Raw genomic sequence first — 16,782 nt, 5'->3', positions numbered from 1 at the left:
GGGCGTCGCACACAACCGGCCACCTGTGCGAACAGGGCATTCACGGCTCGGGGCGCGGCCCGGGCTCCGGCCGGTGTGTGGCGGGCTTCACGCGGGGGTGCGGTGGACCGCCGGGGCGCGCGGGCGGAGCCGGGCGCCGCCCCACGGCCCGCACACGACCGCCCTCACGCCGGCCGCGGCCCGCACACGACCGCCGCCCTCACGGGTTCATGTGATCCAGCTTGCGCAGGATGACGCCCTCGCGCAGGGCCCACGGGCAGATCTCCAGCGTCTCCACGCCGAACAGGTCCATGGCCCCCTCGGCCACCAGCGCCCCGGCGAGCAGCTGGCTCGCGCGGCCCTCGGAGACTCCGGGCAGTTCCGCGCGCTCGGCCTCGGTCATCCCGGCCAGCCGCGGGACCCACGCCTCCAGGGACTCCCGCTTCAGCTCGCGCTGGACGTACAGGCCCTCGGCGGAGCGGGCGGCACCGGCGATCCGGGCCAGCTGCCGGAAGGTCTTGGACGTGGCGACGACGTGGTCGGGCGCCCCGAACCGGGTGAACTCGCCGACCGTACGGGCGATCTCGGCCCGTGCGTGGCGCCGCAGCGCGCGTATGTCCTCCGGGTCCGGCGGATCGCCCGGCAGCCAGCCCGCGGTGAGCCGGCCCGCGCCCAGGGGCAGGGACACGGCGGCGTCCGGTTCCTCGTCCATGCCGTACGCGATCTCCAGGGAGCCGCCGCCGATGTCCAGGACGAGGAGTTTCCCGGCCGACCAGCCGAACCAGCGGCGGGCGGCCAGGAAGGTCAGCCGGGCCTCGTCGTCGCCGGCGAGGACCTGGAGCTCGACACCGGTCTCGGCCTTCACGCGCGCGAGGACCTCGTCGGCGTTCACGGCCTCGCGTACGGCGGAGGTCGCGAAGGGCAGGACCTCCTCGACCCCCTTGTCCTCGGCGGCCTGCAGCGCGTCCTGGATCACCCGCACCAGCCGGTCGACCCCGTCGATGCCGATGGCGCCCTTGTCGTCGAGGAGTTGGGCGAGCCGCAGCTCCTCCTTGTGCGAGTGCGCGGGCAGCGGGCGGGCGCCGGGATGCGCGTCCACCACCAGCAGATGCACCGTGTTCGAACCCACGTCGAGGACACCGAGTCTCATGTACGGCACGCTACTGCCAGCCGGGCCCCGCTCCGTCCTCGAATGCGCAGGTGCGGACGCCGTACCCTGGACCCGTGCCAAAGACGAAAAAGGCGAAGGACGACAAGACGGCCAAATCAGCCAAGGGTTCTTCGCAGGCGAAGGCAGCCGCGGTGGCGAAGCACCCCAGGAAGGGCCGGGACGCGGACGAGAAGGGGCTCGACTTCGCACGCGCGTGGGTGGAGTTCCCTGATCCGGCGGACGACGAGCAGGTCTTCCGCTGCGATCTGACATGGCTGACCTCTCGCTGGAACTGCATCTTCGGCAGCGGCTGCCAGGGCATCCAGGCGGGCCGCGCGGACGACGGATGCTGCACGCTGGGCGCGCACTTCTCCGACGAGGACGACGAGAAGCGGGTGGCCGAGCATGTGGCGAGGCTCACGCCGGACATCTGGCAGCACCACGCCGAGGGCACCCGCAACGGCTGGGTGTCCGAGGACGAGGACGGCGACCGCCAGACGCGCCCCTTCAACGGTTCGTGCATCTTCCAGAACCGCCCCGGTTTCGCCGGCGGCGCGGGCTGCTCGCTGCACATCCTCGCCCTGCGCGAGGGCCGCGAGCCGCTGGAGACCAAGCCGGACGTCTGCTGGCAGCTGCCGGTCCGGCGCACGTACGACTGGATCGACCGGCCCGACGACACGCGCGTGCTGCAGATCTCGATCGGTGAGTACGACCGCCGCGGCTGGGGTCCGGGCGGCCACGACCTGCACTGGTGGTGCACCTCGGCGACCTCGGCGCACGGGGCGGGCGACCCGGTCTACGTGTCCTACCGGCCGGAGCTGATCGAGCTGATGGGCAAGGCCGGCTACGACCGCCTGGTCGAGCTGTGCGAGGAGCGGCTGGCCTCGCAGCTGCCGCTGGTGGCCCCGCACCCGGCGGACCCGGTCGCCTGATCGACAGGACACCCCTCTAGGAGTCCGTCGGGCTCGGCTCGCCGCTGCCGTCGGCCGGTGACGTGGTGTCCGACGGGCCGGTCGGGTCCGTCGGGCCCGGTGTGGACGGGTCCGTCGACGGCGGCGGGTCGCTGGGCTCCGGATCGGTGGGCGTCGGGTCGGTCGGTGTAGGTGTCGGCGTCGTGGGTGTCGGGTCGGGGTCGGACGACGAGGGCGGCGGGTCGCTGGGGGTGCCCGGGTCGGTCGGCCGGCCGGGGTCCGAGGGGGTCGGCGCGGTGCCGTAGCCCTGGATGGTGACGAGCGTCCCGGCGGGCGAGATCGCGAGGCGCGCGCTCCAGAACCCGGACGGCTCGCGCAGATGGTCGACGTACACCTTGACCGTCGCCGACTCGCCGGGCGCGAGCATGCCCGTCGACCGGCTCATATAGAGCCAGGGGGCCGAGGTGCTCGCGGACCAGCGCACCGGTGTGCGGCCCGTCGCACGGAGCGTGACCAGCGTGGTGTCGCCGATGGTGGACGCGGACACCTCCAGCCGGGCGGCGCCCTTCTCCCCGGGGCCGCCGACGCTGATGACCTCCACGGAGACGTCCGGCGCGTCACGGTCGCCGAAGCGGTCCGCGTGCCGGGGGCTGGCGTTGCCGGCGTTCTCGTAACCGCCGTCCGCGCCCTCGCCGTCGAGCGCGCCGGGGCCGTGTGCCGCGCCCGCGGTGGCCGAGTGCCCGTCGACGGACTCGCCGGTCGGGGTGGACCGGTAGGCCGCCCACAGCGCGAGGACCGGGGCGGCGACGACGGTGGCGACGACGGTCGTGGTGACGGCACGCGCGCGCAGCCGGTCCCGGCGGGCGGCGCGGTCCTTCGGGTCCATCGGGAAGCCGCGCCGGTCGAAGCGGGGCACGGCGCCGCCCCGCGCGCGGGGGGCGTGGGCGAGGGCCATGTGCAGGGCCGCGCGCGGGGCGGGCAGCACGGGCAGCTCGGCGGGGGTGACGGCGGCGCCGGGCCACCGGCCGGGGACGGCGCGCTCGGCGGTACGGCGGCAGCGCGGGCAGTCGTCGACGTGCCGGACGAGCTCGCGGCGCAGGGCGGTGCCGAGGACGAGCTGGCGGTCGCCGGTGAGCCGGGCGACGCCCGGACAGGTGCCGGTCTCGACGACGGCGAGGGCGGCGCGGGTGCGCTCGACCTCGCAGGCGGCGGAGGCGAGCAGCTCGCGCGCGGCGGCGAGGCCCAGACCGAGGACGGCGGCGACCTCGTGGGCGGCCAGGTGGTGGCGCACGGCCAGCTCCAGGGCCTCGCGCTGCTCCGGGGTGGTGCCGGCCGCCTCCGGCCAGGCCAGCAGGGCCAGTTCGCGGCGCCGCTGCTCCTGGACGTCCTCGGGGACGGCGGGGCCCGGCTCGGGTCCTGTCCCCCGGTGGGCGCCGTGCCGGCCCGCCGCGTGGCTGCCCTGACGTTTCTGCTTGGCCTCGGCCAGCTTGCGCAGGCATGCCCAGCGGGCCAGGGCGTACAGCCAGGGCCGCCGGTCGGCCGGGCTGTCCGGCACCCGCTGTCCGCGGCGCTCGGCGAGGACGAGGACGTCGGCGAGGGCGGCGGTCGCGGCGTCGTGGTCGCACAGCACGGACAGGCAGTAGGTGAACAGCCCGTCCAGATACGGCTCGTAGCGCGTGGACGGGTGCTGCGCCACCGTTCGCGCCGCCGCACGATCACGCGCTTCCCGATGCGCCCTGTGCGCGCCGGTGGTGCGGGTCGAGGTCTCCGGACTGCTGCTCGTCATTGGGGGACCGTAGGCGTCCGGCACCGGCGCCTTCTCCCTGCTTGAGCACTTTTAATCCGTACGGGTGAAACGATCCCTCAATGGGGTACAGGAGCCCCGGATTCCATGTCCTGTTCATGGCGAATGCCTGCCGAACCCGTGGCCGCCGGGACAGGCACCGCATGCCCAGCCCCATGCCCAGAAGGTCAGCGCCCGGAGCGTTGTCAGTGCCCTCGGCTACGGTTCCTCGCATGGCTGCCCGTACCAAGTCCACCAAGGACCGCCCGTCCTACCGCTGCACCGAGTGCGGCTGGCAGACGGCCAAGTGGCTCGGCCGCTGCCCCGAGTGCCAGGCGTGGGGGACGGTCGAGGAGTACGGCGCGCCCGCGGTCCGTACGACGGCACCGGGCCGGGTCACCAGCTCCGCCCTCCCGATCGGCGAGGTCGACGGCCGTACGGCGACCGCCCGCAGCACCGGCGTGCCCGAGCTGGACCGGGTGCTCGGCGGCGGCCTGGTGCCCGGCGCGGTCGTCCTCCTCGCGGGCGAGCCCGGCGTCGGCAAGTCCACCCTGCTGCTGGACGTCGCGGCCAAGTCGGCGAGCGACGAGCACCGCACCCTCTATGTGACGGGCGAGGAGTCGGCCAGCCAGGTGCGGCTGCGCGCCGACCGCATCCACGCCCTCGACGACCATCTGTACCTCGCGGCCGAGACCGATCTGGCGGCCGTGCTCGGGCATTTGGACGCGGTGAAGCCGTCCCTGCTCATCCTCGACTCGGTGCAGACGGTTGCCTCCCCCGAGATCGACGGCGCCCCCGGCGGGATGGCCCAGGTCCGCGAGGTGGCCGGCGCCCTGATCCGCGCCTCCAAGGAGCGCGGCATGTCGACCCTGCTCGTGGGCCATGTCACCAAGGACGGCGCCATCGCCGGCCCCCGCCTCCTGGAGCACCTGGTCGACGTGGTGCTCCACTTCGAGGGCGACCGGCACGCGCGCCTGCGCCTCGTACGCGGCGTCAAGAACCGCTACGGGGCGACGGACGAGGTCGGCTGCTTCGAGCTGCACGACGAGGGCATCGTGGGGCTGACCGACCCCAGCGGCCTCTTCCTGACCCGCCGTGACGAGCCGGTCCCGGGCACCTGCCTGACGGTCACCCTGGAGGGCCGCCGCCCCCTGGTCGCCGAGGTCCAGGCCCTCACCGTCGACTCCCAGATCCCCTCCCCCCGCCGTACGACGTCCGGTCTGGAGACCTCGCGGGTCTCGATGATGCTGGCCGTGCTGGAGCAGCGCGGCCGGATCAGCGCCCTCGGCAAGCGGGACATCTACACCGCGACCGTCGGCGGCGTGAAGCTGTCCGAGCCCGCCGCCGACCTCGCGGTGGCCCTCGCGCTGGCCTCCGCCGCGAGTGACACACCTCTCCCCAAGAATCTCGTCGCGATCGGCGAGGTGGGCCTCGCGGGCGAGGTCAGACGGGTCACGGGCGTGCAGCGCAGGCTCGCCGAGGCCCACCGTCTGGGCTTCACGCACGCCCTGGTCCCGAACGACCCGGGGAAGGTCCCGCCGGGCATGAAGGTGCTGGAAGTGGCCGATATGGGAGACGCTCTCAGGGTCCTTCCGCGCTCGCGTCGGCGAGAGGCCCCACGGGACGACGAGGACCGCCGGTAGACTTTGCCCAGGTCTCGCCCGTCCGTACGAACCGAATGTGCGAAACGGGAGCGCCTTGGAACCTGCGACCGGAGGAGTGCAGTGGCAGCCAACGACCGGGCGTCAGCTCCCGGAAAGGCCGGCGGGAGCTCCGGTGCCGATGGCCTGATGCGCGCCTCACTGAGTGCTGTGGCACCGGGCACGGCGCTGCGCGACGGCCTGGAGCGGATCCTCCGGGGCAACACCGGCGGACTCATCGTGCTCGGCTCCGACAAGACCGTCGAGGCGATGTGCACGGGTGGATTCGTCCTGGATGTCGAGTTCACGGCGACGCGTCTGCGTGAGCTGTGCAAGCTCGACGGCGGCATCGTGCTCTCGTCCGACCTGTCGAAGATCCTGCGGGCCGGCGTCCAGCTGGTCCCGGACCCGACGATCCCCACCGAGGAGACCGGCACCCGGCACCGCACGGCGGACCGGGTCAGCAAGCAGGTCGGCTTCCCCGTCGTCTCCGTCTCCCAGTCGATGCGCCTGATCGCGCTGTACGTGGACGGTCAGCGCCGCGTCCTGGAGGACTCGGCGGCGATCCTGTCCCGCGCCAACCAGGCGCTGGCCACCCTGGAGCGCTACAAGCTCCGCCTGGACGAGGTCGCGGGCACGCTGTCGGCGCTGGAGATCGAGGACCTGGTGACGGTCCGGGACGTCTCGGCGGTCGCCCAGCGCCTGGAGATGGTCCGCCGTATCGCGACGGAGATCGCCGAGTACGTGGTGGAGCTGGGCACCGACGGCCGGCTCCTGGCGCTCCAGCTGGACGAGTTGATCGCCGGCGTGGAACCCGAGCGCGAGCTCGTGGTGCGCGACTACGTCCCCGAGCCCACCGCCAAGCGCTCCCGCACGGTCGACGAGGCGCTCTACGAGCTGGACGCCCTGTCCCACGCGGAGCTTCTCGAAATGCCCACGGTGGCCAAGGCGTTGGGCTACACCGGCTCCCCCGAGGCGCTGGACTCGGCGGTGTCGCCGCGCGGCTTCCGGCTGCTGGCCAAGGTGCCGAGGCTGCCGGGCGCCATCATCGACCGGCTGGTGGAGCACTTCGGCGGGCTGCAGAAGCTGCTGGCCGCCAGCGTCGACGACCTCCAGACCGTGGACGGCGTCGGCGAGGCCCGCGCCCGCAGCGTCCGCGAGGGCCTGTCCCGCCTGGCGGAGAGCTCGATCCTGGAGCGGTACGTCTAGGACCTGCCCAGGGCCCCGGACCCTAGTCCTTGTCCAGCACGAACGACGTCTGCGCCGTGCCGAAGCCCGGCGTCTTCGTCTCCACCAGATAGGTCCCGGCCTTGGCCGCCCCGGCCTTCGGGGTGGCGCACTCCGGCGCGCTCGCCTTGCGGTCCCACTTCACGGTGTAGGTGATGCTCGACTCGGCGGGCACCCGGAACCGCAGATTGCCGGCCCCGTCGGGGCAGTCGGCCGAGGACCAGATGTCGTCGTCGGCGCCGGCCTGCGTGATGGTCGTCACGGCGTTCTTCGGGCCGAGGTCGATCTTGCAGTCGTAGCTGGAGGAGTTGGCCGCCGTGAGGCGCAACGTGGGCTTCTGGCCGGGCGCGTAGGAGTTGCGCAGGCTGCGCAGCGTCAACTTCACCTGTCCGGCGACGCAGTTGGGCAGCGAGGACCCCTCGGCGACCGTGTCGCCCGCGCCGACCGCGGTGCCCGAGCCGCCGCCCGCGGAGCCGCCGCCGGAGCCGGCCTCGCCGCCGGAACTCCCGGCGTCCCCGCCGCCCGAGTCCGACCCGGAGCCGTCGTCCGCACCCGAACCGCCGGAGTCCCCACCGCCGGGCGACTCGTCACGCCCGCCCGGCGCCTGGCTGATGGCCGGTCCGGAACCCGAGGGGCCCGGGGTGATCGTCGTGGGTGAGGGATTCTTGCCGTCGGACCCGCCGGCGTCGTTCTTTCCGCCCCCGCCGCCCGACGTGAGCACCCAGGTGGCCAGCAGGGCCAACAGGGCGAGCACGGACAGCATGACGGCCCTCCGTCGCCAGTAGATGGAGGAGGGAAGCGGCCCGACCGGATTGCGCAGAGATCCCACGGCGCAAACTGTACGAGAGATCGGTGGCCCGGCTTGCGTCACCCGCCGCCGAGACGACAACTTTTCCGGATCATCATCCCGGAGAGCCCCCGAAGCCGCCTTCCGGAGCCGAACTACCGGGGCGATCCCGGCACTTCGAAGCAGCGCTCACGACCGACCTCCCGCCGCCCCGGCCGCCGGGAAACGCACCGACACCGCCGCCTCCCCTTCCGGCCGCCCCCGGCATGGCAGGATCGGAAGGCCATGACTGCGCCCACGAAACCCCCGCACAGCCACTCCGCCGCGCCCCGTTCCGACGGCCCTCTCGGTCAGTCGCTGCACGGCGCCGTCATCGACTGGTTCGAGGAGAACGCACGCGACCTCCCCTGGCGGCGTCCCGACGCCGGTCCCTGGGGCGTGATGGTCAGTGAGTTCATGCTCCAGCAGACTCCGGTGAGCCGCGTCCTGCCCGTCTACGAGCAGTGGCTGGCGCGCTGGCCCCGTCCCGCCGACCTCGCCAAGGACACCCCCGGCGAGGCGGTCCGCGCCTGGGGCCGGCTCGGCTACCCGCGCCGCGCGCTGCGGCTGCACGGCGCCGCAGTCGCCATAGCGGAACGGCACGACGGCGACGTACCGACCGACCACGCGCAACTCCTGGCGCTGCCCGGCATCGGCGAGTACACGGCCGCCGCGGTCGCCTCGTTCGCGTACGGGCAGCGGCACGCCGTCCTGGACACCAATGTCCGCCGGGTCCTGGCCCGTGCCGTCACGGGCGTGCAGTACCCGCCGAACGCCACGACGGCCGCCGAGCGCAAGCTGGCCCGCGCGCTGCTCCCCGAGGACGAGCGCACCGCCTCACGCTGGGCGGCCGCGTCGATGGAGCTCGGCGCGCTGGTGTGCACGGCGAAGAACGAGGCCTGCCACCGCTGCCCGATCGCCGCGCAGTGCGCGTGGCAGCTGGCGGGCAAGCCGGAGCACGAGGGCCCGCCCCGCCGGGGGCAGACGTACGCCGGGACCGACCGGCAGGTGCGCGGCAAGCTGCTCGCCGTGCTGCGCGACGCCCACGCGCCCGTGCCGCAGGCCGCGCTCGACCGGGTGTGGCACGAGCCGGTGCAGCGCGCCCGCGCGCTGGACGGGCTGGTGGCCGACGGTCTGGTGGAGCCGCTGCCGGACGGGATGTACCGGCTGCCGGCGAGCTGACGCCCGGGGAAATCACCCGGCTCTGTCACAGGAACCGGGCTCCCCCGCCCCGCACTTCACAGCTGTCACCTAGCCCAGAACCGGGCATATCGTCGCAGAGTACCGCCAACCACCCTGTTCGATTCGCCCGTTTCCTGCTTCCGTTACACAACCGACGGACAGCCGAGCGTTCTCCGCAGGCTGCCTCGGACAGCCCCGTGACAACGCCTCCGTAGCTTCATTCCCGTACCCGGCAGACGGGGACCGGTGACGAAGCACAGGCAGTACGACCGGCGGTGAACAGGCCGCCGGTGACGGGGAATCAGGAGGCGGTCAGGATGGCGCAGGGAGAGGTGCTCGAGTTCGAGGAGTACGTCCGCACCCGGCAGGACGCGCTGCTGCGCAGCGCCCGCCGGCTGGTCCCGGACCCGGTCGACGCCCAGGACCTGCTGCAGACCGCGCTGGTGCGCACGTACCACCGCTGGGACGGCATCGCGGACAAGCGCCTCGCCGACGCCTATCTCCGCCGCGTCATGATCAACACCCGGACCGAGTGGTGGCGGGCCCGCAAGCTGGAGGAGGTCCCGACCGAGCAGCTGCCCGACGCCTCGGTCGACGACGCCACCGAGCAGCACGCGGACCGCGCCCTGCTGATGGACATCATGAAGGTGCTCGCTCCGAAGCAACGCAGTGTCGTGGTGCTGCGACACTGGGAGCAGATGTCCACTGAGGAGACGGCCGCCGCCCTCGGCATGTCGGCGGGTACGGTCAAGAGCACGCTGCACCGGGCGCTCGCCCGGCTCCGCGAGGAGCTGGAGAACCGCGACTTGGACGCACGCGCGCTGGAGCGTGAGGAGCGGGAGCGTTGCGCGGCCTAGGCACGACGAGGGGCGGCACCGGGCGCTCGGACGGCGGCGACCCCGGCGCGGAGCCGGACGCCGCGGACGGCGGACCGGCGATCCGGGGAAATCTCCAGGCGGCGTTCACGGCGGTGGCCGTGGTCGTCGCCCTCGCCCTTTTCGCGTCCGCCTGCGCGACCGGTGGCACCGGCGCCCGTGACGAGGGACCGGCGCACGCCGAGAGCGTGGGCAGCCCCGCGCACTCCTCGGCCGATCTCGCGTCGGCCTCCCCCACACCCGTCCCGGACCGGCGCGCGGCCGTCCGGCTGGTGCAGGCCGACCCCCAGGTGTCACGGCAGGTCAAGCGGGACCTGAAGCCCTGTGTGTCCGACGAGTACCCGGTCGACGTGTCGTACGGTGAGCTGACCGGAGGGCCGGCCGACGACATCGTGGTCAACGTCCTGTCCTGCGGGGACGCGGTCGGGATCGCCTCGTACGTGTACCGGGAGCGCGACGGCTCCTACCAGAACGTCTTCAAGGCCGAGGAGCCTCCCGTCTACGCGGAGATCGACCGGGGCTACCTGGTGGTGACCGAGCAGGTCTACGCCAAGGACGACGCCCTGTCGAACCCGTCGAGCGAGAACGTCGTGTCCTACAGGTGGACGTCCGGCCGTTTCGTACGCGAGTACAGCACGCACACCGACTACGGCACCCTGGACGACGGCCAGGACACACCCGAGCCGGCCGGCTGAGTGGCGCCGCCCACGGCGGTGAACGCTTCGCCGGGCCCACGCGTCTGTGAAGTGGGCACCGCCCGACGCACCCCGACCGCACACGAGGACTGAGAGCACCTGGATGGCAGAGCAGACCCACGTCCTGTTCGTCGAGGACGACGACGTCATCCGTGAGGCCACCCAGCTCGCCCTGGAGCGGGACGGCTTCGCGGTCACCGCCATGCCCGACGGGCTGTCGGGGCTCGAGGCGTTCCGGGCCGACCGGCCCGACATCGCGCTCCTGGACGTCATGGTGCCGGGCCTGGACGGTGTGAGCCTGTGCCGCCGTATCCGGGACGAGTCGACCGTGCCGGTGATCATGCTGTCCGCCCGCGCGGACTCCATCGACGTGGTGCTGGGCCTGGAGGCCGGCGCCGACGACTACGTCACCAAGCCGTTCGACGGTGCCGTGCTGGTCGCGCGGATCCGGGCGGTGCTGCGCCGCTTCGGGCACGCGAGCGGTGGCGACCGATCGGAGGACGGCGGTGACACGGTTGACGGCGGGCTGCTGACCTTCGGCGACCTGGAGGTCGACACCGAGGGCATGGAGGTGCGCCGGGCCGGGCAGCCGGTGGCTCTCACACCGACCGAGATGCGGCTGCTGCTGGAGTTCTCCTCCGCGCCCGGGACCGTGCTGTCCCGGGACAAGCTGCTGGAACGCGTGTGGGACTACGGCTGGGGCGGCGACACCCGGGTCGTGGACGTCCATGTGCAGCGGCTGCGCCAGAAGATCGGCCAGGACCGGGTCGAGACCGTCCGTGGCTTCGGCTACAAGTTGAAGGCCTGAGCGGGGCGGCATGCGGGGGTTGTTCGGGCGTACGGCCGCGTCGGGCGCGGCAGGCGGCGGGCTCGGCGAGCCGGCCGCGGCCGTGGCCGGGGGTGCCGGCGGTGTCATGGAGCGGCCTGGGGGCGCGGTGATGCGGGGTCGTACGGGTGGGCGACGGGCCGGTCTGCGGGGCCGGGTGGCGATCCGCACGGGGCTGCGCTGGAAGCTGAGCGCGGCGATCGCGCTGGTCGGCGCGCTCGTCGCGGTCGTCCTGAGCCTGGTCGTGCACAACCAGGCCCGGGTCTCGATGCTGGACAGCGCCCGTGACGTCGCGGACGAGCGAGTGCAGATCGCGCAGCGCAGCTTCGAGCAGTCCAAGCGGCTGAACTTCCCCAACGCCACGATCGACGATCCGGAGCTGCCCGCCGCGCTGCGGGACAAGGTCGAGGAGGGCCGGCGGGCGACCTATGTCACGGAGACCGCCGGGGGCGCGCCCGACATCTGGGCGGCCGTCCCGCTGAGCAACGGGCATGTGCTGTCGCTGCGCAGCGGCTGGACCGACCGCAGCGAGCAGATCCTCAACCGGCTCGACCAGGCCATGATCATCGGCTGTATCGCGGTGGTGCTCGGCGGCAGCGCGCTGGGCGTGCTCATCGGCGGGCAGTTGTCGCGGCGGCTGCGCAAGGCGGCGGCCGCGGCCAACCGGGTCGCGAGCGGCGAGCCGGACGTCCGGGTGCGGGACGCCATCGGGGGTGTCGTACGGGACGAGACCGACGATCTCGCGAGCGCGGTGGACGCCATGGCGGACGCGCTCCAGCAGCGGCTGGAGGCGGAGCGCCGGGTCACCGCGGACATCGCGCACGAGCTGCGCACGCCGGTGACCGGGCTGCTGACGGCCGCTGAGCTGCTGCCGCCCGGGCGGCCCACCGAGCTGGTCCTGGACCGGGCGAAGGCGATGCGCACGCTGGTGGAGGACGTCCTGGAGGTGGCCCGGCTGGACAGCGCCTCGGAGCGGGCCGAGCTGCAGGACATCCTGCTGGGCGAGTTCGTCGAGCGGCGGGTCGCGGTGAAGGACCCGGCGATCGAGGTGCGGATCGTGCACGAGTCGGAGGTCACGACGGACCCCCGGCGCCTGGAGCGCGTGCTGTTCAACCTGCTGGCGAACGCCGCCCGGCACGGCAGGCCGCCCGTCCAGGTCACCGTGGAGGGCCGGGTCATCCGGGTCCGCGACCACGGCCCCGGGTTCCCCGAGGACCTGCTCGCCGACGGACCGAGCCGCTTCCGTACGGGCAGCAGCGACCGCGCCGGGCACGGGCACGGGCTGGGCCTGACGATCGCGGCGGGGCAGGCCCGGGTGCTGGGCGCCCGGCTCACGTTCCGCAACATCCGGCCCCCCGGCTCCCCGGACGACCTGCCGGCCGAGGGCGCGGTGGCGGTCCTGTGGCTGCCGGAGCACGCGCCGACGAACACGGGCAGCTATCCGGCGCTTCCCTAGAAACGCACCGAGGGCCCCTGTACAGGGGCCCTCGCGTCGTCCCTACTCGGCGGGCTTCGCCTCGGGGACGCACCGAGGGCCCCTGTACAGGGGCCCTCGCGTCGTCCCTACTCGGCGGGCTTCGCCTCGGGTCCGGTCCCCTTGAGCGGGACCTCCTTGACGAACACGGCCGTCACCAGGGACAGCACCGCGACCACGGCACCCAGCAGGAACGCGGAGTGCGTCCCGGAGGACACCGCGTGCTGGTACGCCTCCCGGGCCGCCTCCGGCAGCTTGGCGAGGCTCGCCGCGTCCAGCTGCGCCGACTGCTCGGTGACCTTCGCGCCCAGCGATCCGGCGCGCTCGGACATCACGTCCTGCACCCGGTTGTTGAACAGCGCGCCCATGACGGCGACGCCGAAGGACGAGCCGAGCGTGCGGAAGAGCGTGGTGGAGGAGGAGGCGACGCCCATGTCCTTCATCTCGACGCTGTTCTGCGCGACGAGCATGGTGATCTGCATCAGACAGCCCATGCCGAGTCCGACGACGGCCATGAAGACGCCGGAGGTGAACCGGCTGGTCCCGGTGTCCATCGTGGACAGCAGGTACAGCCCGACGACCATCAGCGCGCCGCCGACGACCGGGAAGAGCTTGTAGCGCCCGGTGTTCGTGGTCACGCGGCCCGCGACCATCGAGGTGACGAGCATCGCGCCCAGCATCGGGAGCAGCAGCAGACCGGAGTTGGTGGCCGAGGCGCCCTGCACGGACTGCTGGTACAGCGGCAGGAACAGGGTGGCGCCGAACATCACGAAGCCGGTGATGAAGCCGATCACGGACATCAGGGTGAAGTTCCGGCTGCGGAAGATGTGCAGCGGCACGACCGGCTCGGCGGCCTTGGTCTGCCAGAACACGAACCCGACGAGCGCGACGACGCCGATCGCGACGAGCTCCATGATCATCGCGGAGTCCCACGCGTACTCGGTGCCGCCCCACGTGGTCACCAGCACGATCGCGGTGATGCCGACGGTGAGCAGGCCCGCGCCCAGGTAGTCGATGCGCGCCTGCGACCGCTTCCTGGGCAGGTGCAGCACGACGCTGATCGCGGCGAGGGCCACGACGCCGAGGGGCAGGTTGATGTAGAAGGCCCAGCGCCAGCCCCAGTGGTCGGTGATGGTGCCGCCGACGAGCGGGCCGCCGATCATCGCCAGCGCCATGACGCCGGCCATCATGCCCTGGTACTTGCCGCGCTCCCGGGGCGGGATGAGGTCGCCGATGATGGCCATCACGCCGACCATCAGACCGCCGGCGCCGAGACCCTGCACGGCCCGGAACCCGATGAGCTGGCCCATGTCCTGGGCCATGCCGCTGAGCGCGGAGCCGATGAGGAACAGCACGATCGACGCCATGAAGACGCCCTTGCGGCCGTACATGTCGCCGAGCTTGCCCCAGAGCGGGGTGGAGGCCGCGGTCGCCAGCGTGTACGACGTCACGACCCAGGACAGATGCTCCAGACCGCCGAGCTCGCCCACGATCGTCGGCATCGCGGTGCCGATGATCATGTTGTCGAGCATGGCCAGCATCATCGTGATCATCAGTGCGAGGAGGACGACACGTACGCTCCTCGGCCGTTTGCCGTCCTGGGTCTCCTGGCCCACGGGCCCGGTGTCCACCGTCAGAGTCTCCGCCATGATCCCCACTCCCCCAGGTACGGTACTTACTTGCCGCCCGGCTAGTTATCTACACTCAGGGGGAAGGTAGACACTCAACTAGCCGGGCGTCAAGTAAGTTTTCTGGAAGGCCGAGGAGTACGAGGATGGGTGGCACCATGGACGGCACCAAACAGCGGCGCCGCGGGAACACCCGCCAGCGCATCCAGGACGTGGCACTGGAGCTCTTCGCCGAGCAGGGCTACGAGAAGACCTCGCTGCGGGAGATCGCCGAGCGTCTGGACGTCACCAAGGCGGCGCTCTACTACCACTTCAAGACCAAGGAAGAGATCATCGTCAGCCTCTTCGAGGATCTGACGAAGCCGATCGAGGAGCTCATCGAGTGGGGCCGGCAACAGCCCCACACCCTGGCCACCAAGCAGGAGATCGTCCGCCGCTACGGCCAGGCGCTCCAGGACGCGGCCCCGCTCTTCCGGTTCATGCAGGAGAACCAGGCGACGGTCCGCGAGCTGAGCATCGGGGAGATGTTCAAGTCCCGCATGCTCGGCATGCGGGACATCGTGATCGATCCCGACGCCGCCCTGGTCGACCAGGTGCGGTGCGTCAGCGCGCTGTTCACGCTGCACGCCGGGATGTTCGTGCTCAGAGACCTCGAAGGCGACCCCGAGGACAAGCAGGAAGCCGTCCTCGAGGTCGCCATCGATCTGATCACCCAGGCGCATCAGGGCGCCCATAAGTCGCGGTAGGTCAGATCTTCAGACCCTTGGCCTTCAGGAACGACACCGGGTCGATCGCCGAGCCGTAGTTGGCGGTCTTGCGGATCTCGAAGTGCAGGTGGGGACCGCTGGAGTTACCGGTGTTGCCGGACTTCGCTATCTCCTGGCCGGTCTTCACGACCTGGCCGATCTTCACCTCGACGCGCGACAGGTGGGCGTACTGGGAGTACGTGCCGTTGCCGTGCTTGATCACGATGGCGTTGCCGTACGCCGGACCGTCACCGGCGCCGTTGCCGCCGGCCTTCACGACGGTGCCGCCGTGCGCGGCCACGACCTTGGTGCCGGTGGGCACCGCGAAGTCCTGACCGCTGTGCTTGTGGGCCCAGCGGGCGCCGTTCTGCATGAAGGAAGCGGACTTCGAGTACTTCTCCACCGGCGCCACCCAGGACACGGCCTTCTTGGCGGCGGCCTTCTTGGCGGCGGCGCTCTGCGCCGTGACGGCGGCGGAGGCACCGGTGCCCGAGTTCATCTCGGCAGCGACCGCGCCTCCGGCGCCCAGCACGACCGAGGCTCCCAGTCCGGCGGCCAGCACAGCGGCACGGGTGCGGAACGCGGACGTACGGGGCGAGCGGAAAGAAAAGCGCGGGGACATTCGAAACCTCACGGGGAAGACGACGGGGAAAGCCATTCGGCACTTGAGCCGCACCGGATGGCGCCATCCCTTGGTAACCCCACTCGGGCCCCGGAACAAAACCCCCCATCTACGACCGACCCTAGTACGTGCCCTCAAAAATCATGTATCCCGCCAGAACCCCTCAATACGGACGTACCAGCTCAGACGCCTTGACAGAGGGGCAGGATGGGTGCCTGCGGGGGTGAAATGTCCTATTTGCCATAAAGGGCAAACCCCTATTGCCCTTAGTACGTGACGTACCTCGCGTGCCCCATGTCACCGGCTCCCGCCTCACAGGAACCCCTGAATGTGACCCGCGCTACGCGAATGCGCACGCCTTTCAGTAACAAATTCGCGCCCGCCTATGTGAGCCACGCCTCTTTGTCGGCTACCGTCCGGTAACCCGCGGGACTCCCGCGGGTCACCACGTTCCACGACCATGCACGCGACCCTTCAGCGCACATGACGTGAGAGGACCCCCCAGATGACGTTTCGCCCCTGGGCGCGCCGTATCGCGGTCGGATCAGCCTCCGCCGCCGCTCTCGTGGCCTTCGCCGTCCCCGCCGAAGCCGCGGGCCCCACGACGGCTTCCACGTCCGCCACGGCCGCCGTGACGGCCGCCGCGGACGTCGACTACACGACCTGGCAACGGGACTGCCAGACGGTGATGGACCAGGCCCTGCCGTATCTGAAGCAGCGGATCGCCGACGCCCGGCCCGGCGAGCGCCAGGCGATCGTCTTCGACATCGACAACACGACCCTGGAGACGGATTTCGGCTTCAGCTTCCCGCAGCCGGCCAACAGACCCGCCCTGCGGGTCGCCCAGTACGCGCAGGACCACGGCGTCGCGCTGTTCTTCGTGACGGCCCGCCCGGGCATCATCGCCGGCGTCACCGACTTCAACCTCGAGCACGTCGGCTACGACGTCTCCGGACTGTATGTGCGCGGCTTCCTCGACCTGTTCAAGAACGTCGCCGACTACAAGACCGCCCAGCGCGTCGACATCGAGAAGCGCGGCTACACGATCATCGCGAACATCGGCAACAGCGCCACCGACCTCTCCGGCGGGCACGCCGAGAAGACGTACAAGCTCCCCGACTACGACGGACAGCTCTCATAGGAGCTCCGTAGGAGCGTGCGGGCATGCCGAAGGGGCCGGTGCTGGGAAGCACCGGCCCCTTCGGGTGGGTCGTGAGG

General features: G+C 71.9%; 15 protein-coding genes. 10 read left to right on the top strand and 5 right to left on the bottom strand.

Going from position 1 to position 16,782, the window contains the following annotated elements; genetic code table 11:
- Positions 1-199 precede the first annotated feature (199 nt).
- The gene (locus tag KBY32_RS28875; RefSeq protein ID WP_055624670.1) at positions 200-1,129 is read right to left on the bottom strand and encodes a Ppx/GppA phosphatase family protein; all 930 of its coding nucleotides are present in this window, start codon (positions 1,127-1,129) and stop codon (positions 200-202) included.
- Between the two features lie 74 nt (positions 1,130-1,203).
- Between KBY32_RS28875 and KBY32_RS28870 the strand changes: the two genes are divergently transcribed.
- Positions 1,204-2,061, top strand: a complete 858-nt coding sequence (locus tag KBY32_RS28870) for a hypothetical protein (RefSeq protein WP_210982163.1) — start codon at positions 1,204-1,206, stop codon at positions 2,059-2,061.
- A gap of 16 nt (positions 2,062-2,077) precedes the next feature.
- On the opposite strand, the gene KBY32_RS28865 is transcribed toward KBY32_RS28870, so the two are convergent.
- Positions 2,078-3,826 carry a hypothetical protein gene (locus tag KBY32_RS28865; RefSeq protein ID WP_210982162.1) on the bottom strand — a complete coding sequence of 583 codons (1,749 nt, stop codon included), beginning with the start codon at positions 3,824-3,826 and terminating at the stop codon, positions 2,078-2,080.
- Positions 3,827-4,056: 230 nt separating this feature from the next.
- On the opposite strand from KBY32_RS28865, the gene radA reads away from it, so the two are divergent.
- A complete protein-coding gene (gene radA, locus KBY32_RS28860) occupies positions 4,057-5,466 on the top strand; it encodes a DNA repair protein RadA (RefSeq protein ID WP_055624673.1) in 1,410 nt (469 codons plus the stop codon).
- An 81-nt stretch (positions 5,467-5,547) separates the two neighbouring features.
- Positions 5,548-6,672 (top strand): DNA integrity scanning diadenylate cyclase DisA, encoded by a 1,125-nt coding sequence (gene disA, locus KBY32_RS28855; protein ID WP_055624674.1) that lies wholly within the window; start codon positions 5,548-5,550, stop codon positions 6,670-6,672.
- Positions 6,673-6,694: 22 nt separating this feature from the next.
- Here the strand turns inward: disA and KBY32_RS28850 are convergent, their stop codons facing one another.
- On the bottom strand, positions 6,695-7,519 hold the full coding sequence (locus KBY32_RS28850) for a hypothetical protein (protein WP_210982161.1): 825 nt from the start codon (positions 7,517-7,519) through the stop codon (positions 6,695-6,697).
- A gap of 243 nt (positions 7,520-7,762) precedes the next feature.
- On the opposite strand from KBY32_RS28850, the gene KBY32_RS28845 reads away from it, so the two are divergent.
- The 5 genes from KBY32_RS28845 to cseC all read left to right on the top strand — a co-directional run bounded on the left by KBY32_RS28845 (position 7,763) and on the right by cseC (position 12,550).
- Positions 7,763-8,698 carry an A/G-specific adenine glycosylase gene (locus tag KBY32_RS28845; RefSeq protein ID WP_210982160.1) on the top strand — a complete coding sequence of 312 codons (936 nt, stop codon included), beginning with the start codon at positions 7,763-7,765 and terminating at the stop codon, positions 8,696-8,698.
- A gap of 317 nt (positions 8,699-9,015) precedes the next feature.
- Positions 9,016-9,555 carry a SigE family RNA polymerase sigma factor gene (locus KBY32_RS28840; protein ID WP_055624676.1) on the top strand — a complete coding sequence of 180 codons (540 nt, stop codon included), beginning with the start codon at positions 9,016-9,018 and terminating at the stop codon, positions 9,553-9,555.
- Positions 9,543-10,268, top strand: coding sequence for a hypothetical protein (locus KBY32_RS28835; RefSeq protein WP_247690118.1), 726 nt, complete (start codon positions 9,543-9,545; stop codon positions 10,266-10,268). Before KBY32_RS28840 ends, KBY32_RS28835 begins: the two co-directional genes overlap by 13 nt.
- Positions 10,269-10,371: 103 nt before the next feature.
- The gene (gene cseB / locus KBY32_RS28830; RefSeq protein WP_210982159.1) at positions 10,372-11,076 is read left to right on the top strand and encodes a two-component system response regulator CseB; all 705 of its coding nucleotides are present in this window, start codon (positions 10,372-10,374) and stop codon (positions 11,074-11,076) included.
- 10 nt (positions 11,077-11,086) lie between these two features.
- Complete coding sequence (cseC, locus tag KBY32_RS28825; RefSeq protein WP_374225003.1) at positions 11,087-12,550, top strand: two-component system sensor histidine kinase CseC; 1,464 nt, start codon at positions 11,087-11,089, stop codon at positions 12,548-12,550.
- A gap of 107 nt (positions 12,551-12,657) precedes the next feature.
- On the opposite strand, the gene KBY32_RS28820 is transcribed toward cseC, so the two are convergent.
- Entirely contained in the window at positions 12,658-14,217 is a 1,560-nt protein-coding gene (locus KBY32_RS28820) for an MDR family MFS transporter (protein ID WP_210982158.1), read from the bottom strand.
- Positions 14,218-14,342: 125 nt separating this feature from the next.
- On the opposite strand from KBY32_RS28820, the gene KBY32_RS28815 reads away from it, so the two are divergent.
- Positions 14,343-14,942: a TetR/AcrR family transcriptional regulator gene (locus KBY32_RS28815; protein WP_210982157.1), complete on the top strand. Its 600-nt coding sequence runs from the start codon at positions 14,343-14,345 to the stop codon at positions 14,940-14,942.
- A gap of 1 nt (position 14,943) precedes the next feature.
- Here KBY32_RS28815 and KBY32_RS28810 read toward each other — a convergent pair whose 3' ends face one another.
- A complete protein-coding gene (locus KBY32_RS28810) occupies positions 14,944-15,564 on the bottom strand; it encodes a M23 family metallopeptidase (protein WP_210982156.1) in 621 nt (206 codons plus the stop codon).
- A gap of 505 nt (positions 15,565-16,069) precedes the next feature.
- Between KBY32_RS28810 and KBY32_RS28805 the strand changes: the two genes are divergently transcribed.
- The gene (locus KBY32_RS28805; protein WP_210982155.1) at positions 16,070-16,705 is read left to right on the top strand and encodes an HAD family acid phosphatase; all 636 of its coding nucleotides are present in this window, start codon (positions 16,070-16,072) and stop codon (positions 16,703-16,705) included.
- The last annotated feature ends 77 nt before the right edge of the window (positions 16,706-16,782 follow it).

Source organism: Streptomyces sp. RK62, assembly GCF_018070255.1.
In the GTDB taxonomy this organism is placed as follows: domain Bacteria; phylum Actinomycetota; class Actinomycetes; order Streptomycetales; family Streptomycetaceae; genus Streptomyces; species Streptomyces nigra.
Note: the sequence above shows the minus strand (reverse complement) of the source record. Positions and strands in the feature narration are given on the sequence as shown.

Bases quoted from the DNA above. Each gene is read 5' to 3' on its own strand.
- KBY32_RS28875 (WP_055624670.1), bottom strand. From the start codon at position 1,129: ATGAGACTCGGTGTCCTCGACGTGGGTTCGAACACGGTGCATCTGCTG.
- KBY32_RS28865 (WP_210982162.1), bottom strand. From the start codon at position 3,826: ATGACGAGCAGCAGTCCGGAGACCTCGACCCGCACCACCGGCGCGCAC.
- radA (WP_055624673.1), top strand. From the start codon at position 4,057: ATGGCTGCCCGTACCAAGTCCACCAAGGACCGCCCGTCCTACCGCTGC.
- KBY32_RS28845 (WP_210982160.1), top strand. From the start codon at position 7,763: ATGACTGCGCCCACGAAACCCCCGCACAGCCACTCCGCCGCGCCCCGT.
- KBY32_RS28840 (WP_055624676.1), top strand. From the start codon at position 9,016: ATGGCGCAGGGAGAGGTGCTCGAGTTCGAGGAGTACGTCCGCACCCGG.
- cseB (WP_210982159.1), top strand. From the start codon at position 10,372: ATGGCAGAGCAGACCCACGTCCTGTTCGTCGAGGACGACGACGTCATC.
- cseC (WP_374225003.1), top strand. From the start codon at position 11,087: ATGCGGGGGTTGTTCGGGCGTACGGCCGCGTCGGGCGCGGCAGGCGGC.
- KBY32_RS28820 (WP_210982158.1), bottom strand. From the start codon at position 14,217: ATGGCGGAGACTCTGACGGTGGACACCGGGCCCGTGGGCCAGGAGACC.
- KBY32_RS28815 (WP_210982157.1), top strand. From the start codon at position 14,343: ATGGGTGGCACCATGGACGGCACCAAACAGCGGCGCCGCGGGAACACC.
- KBY32_RS28810 (WP_210982156.1), bottom strand. From the start codon at position 15,564: ATGTCCCCGCGCTTTTCTTTCCGCTCGCCCCGTACGTCCGCGTTCCGC.
- KBY32_RS28805 (WP_210982155.1), top strand. From the start codon at position 16,070: ATGACGTTTCGCCCCTGGGCGCGCCGTATCGCGGTCGGATCAGCCTCC.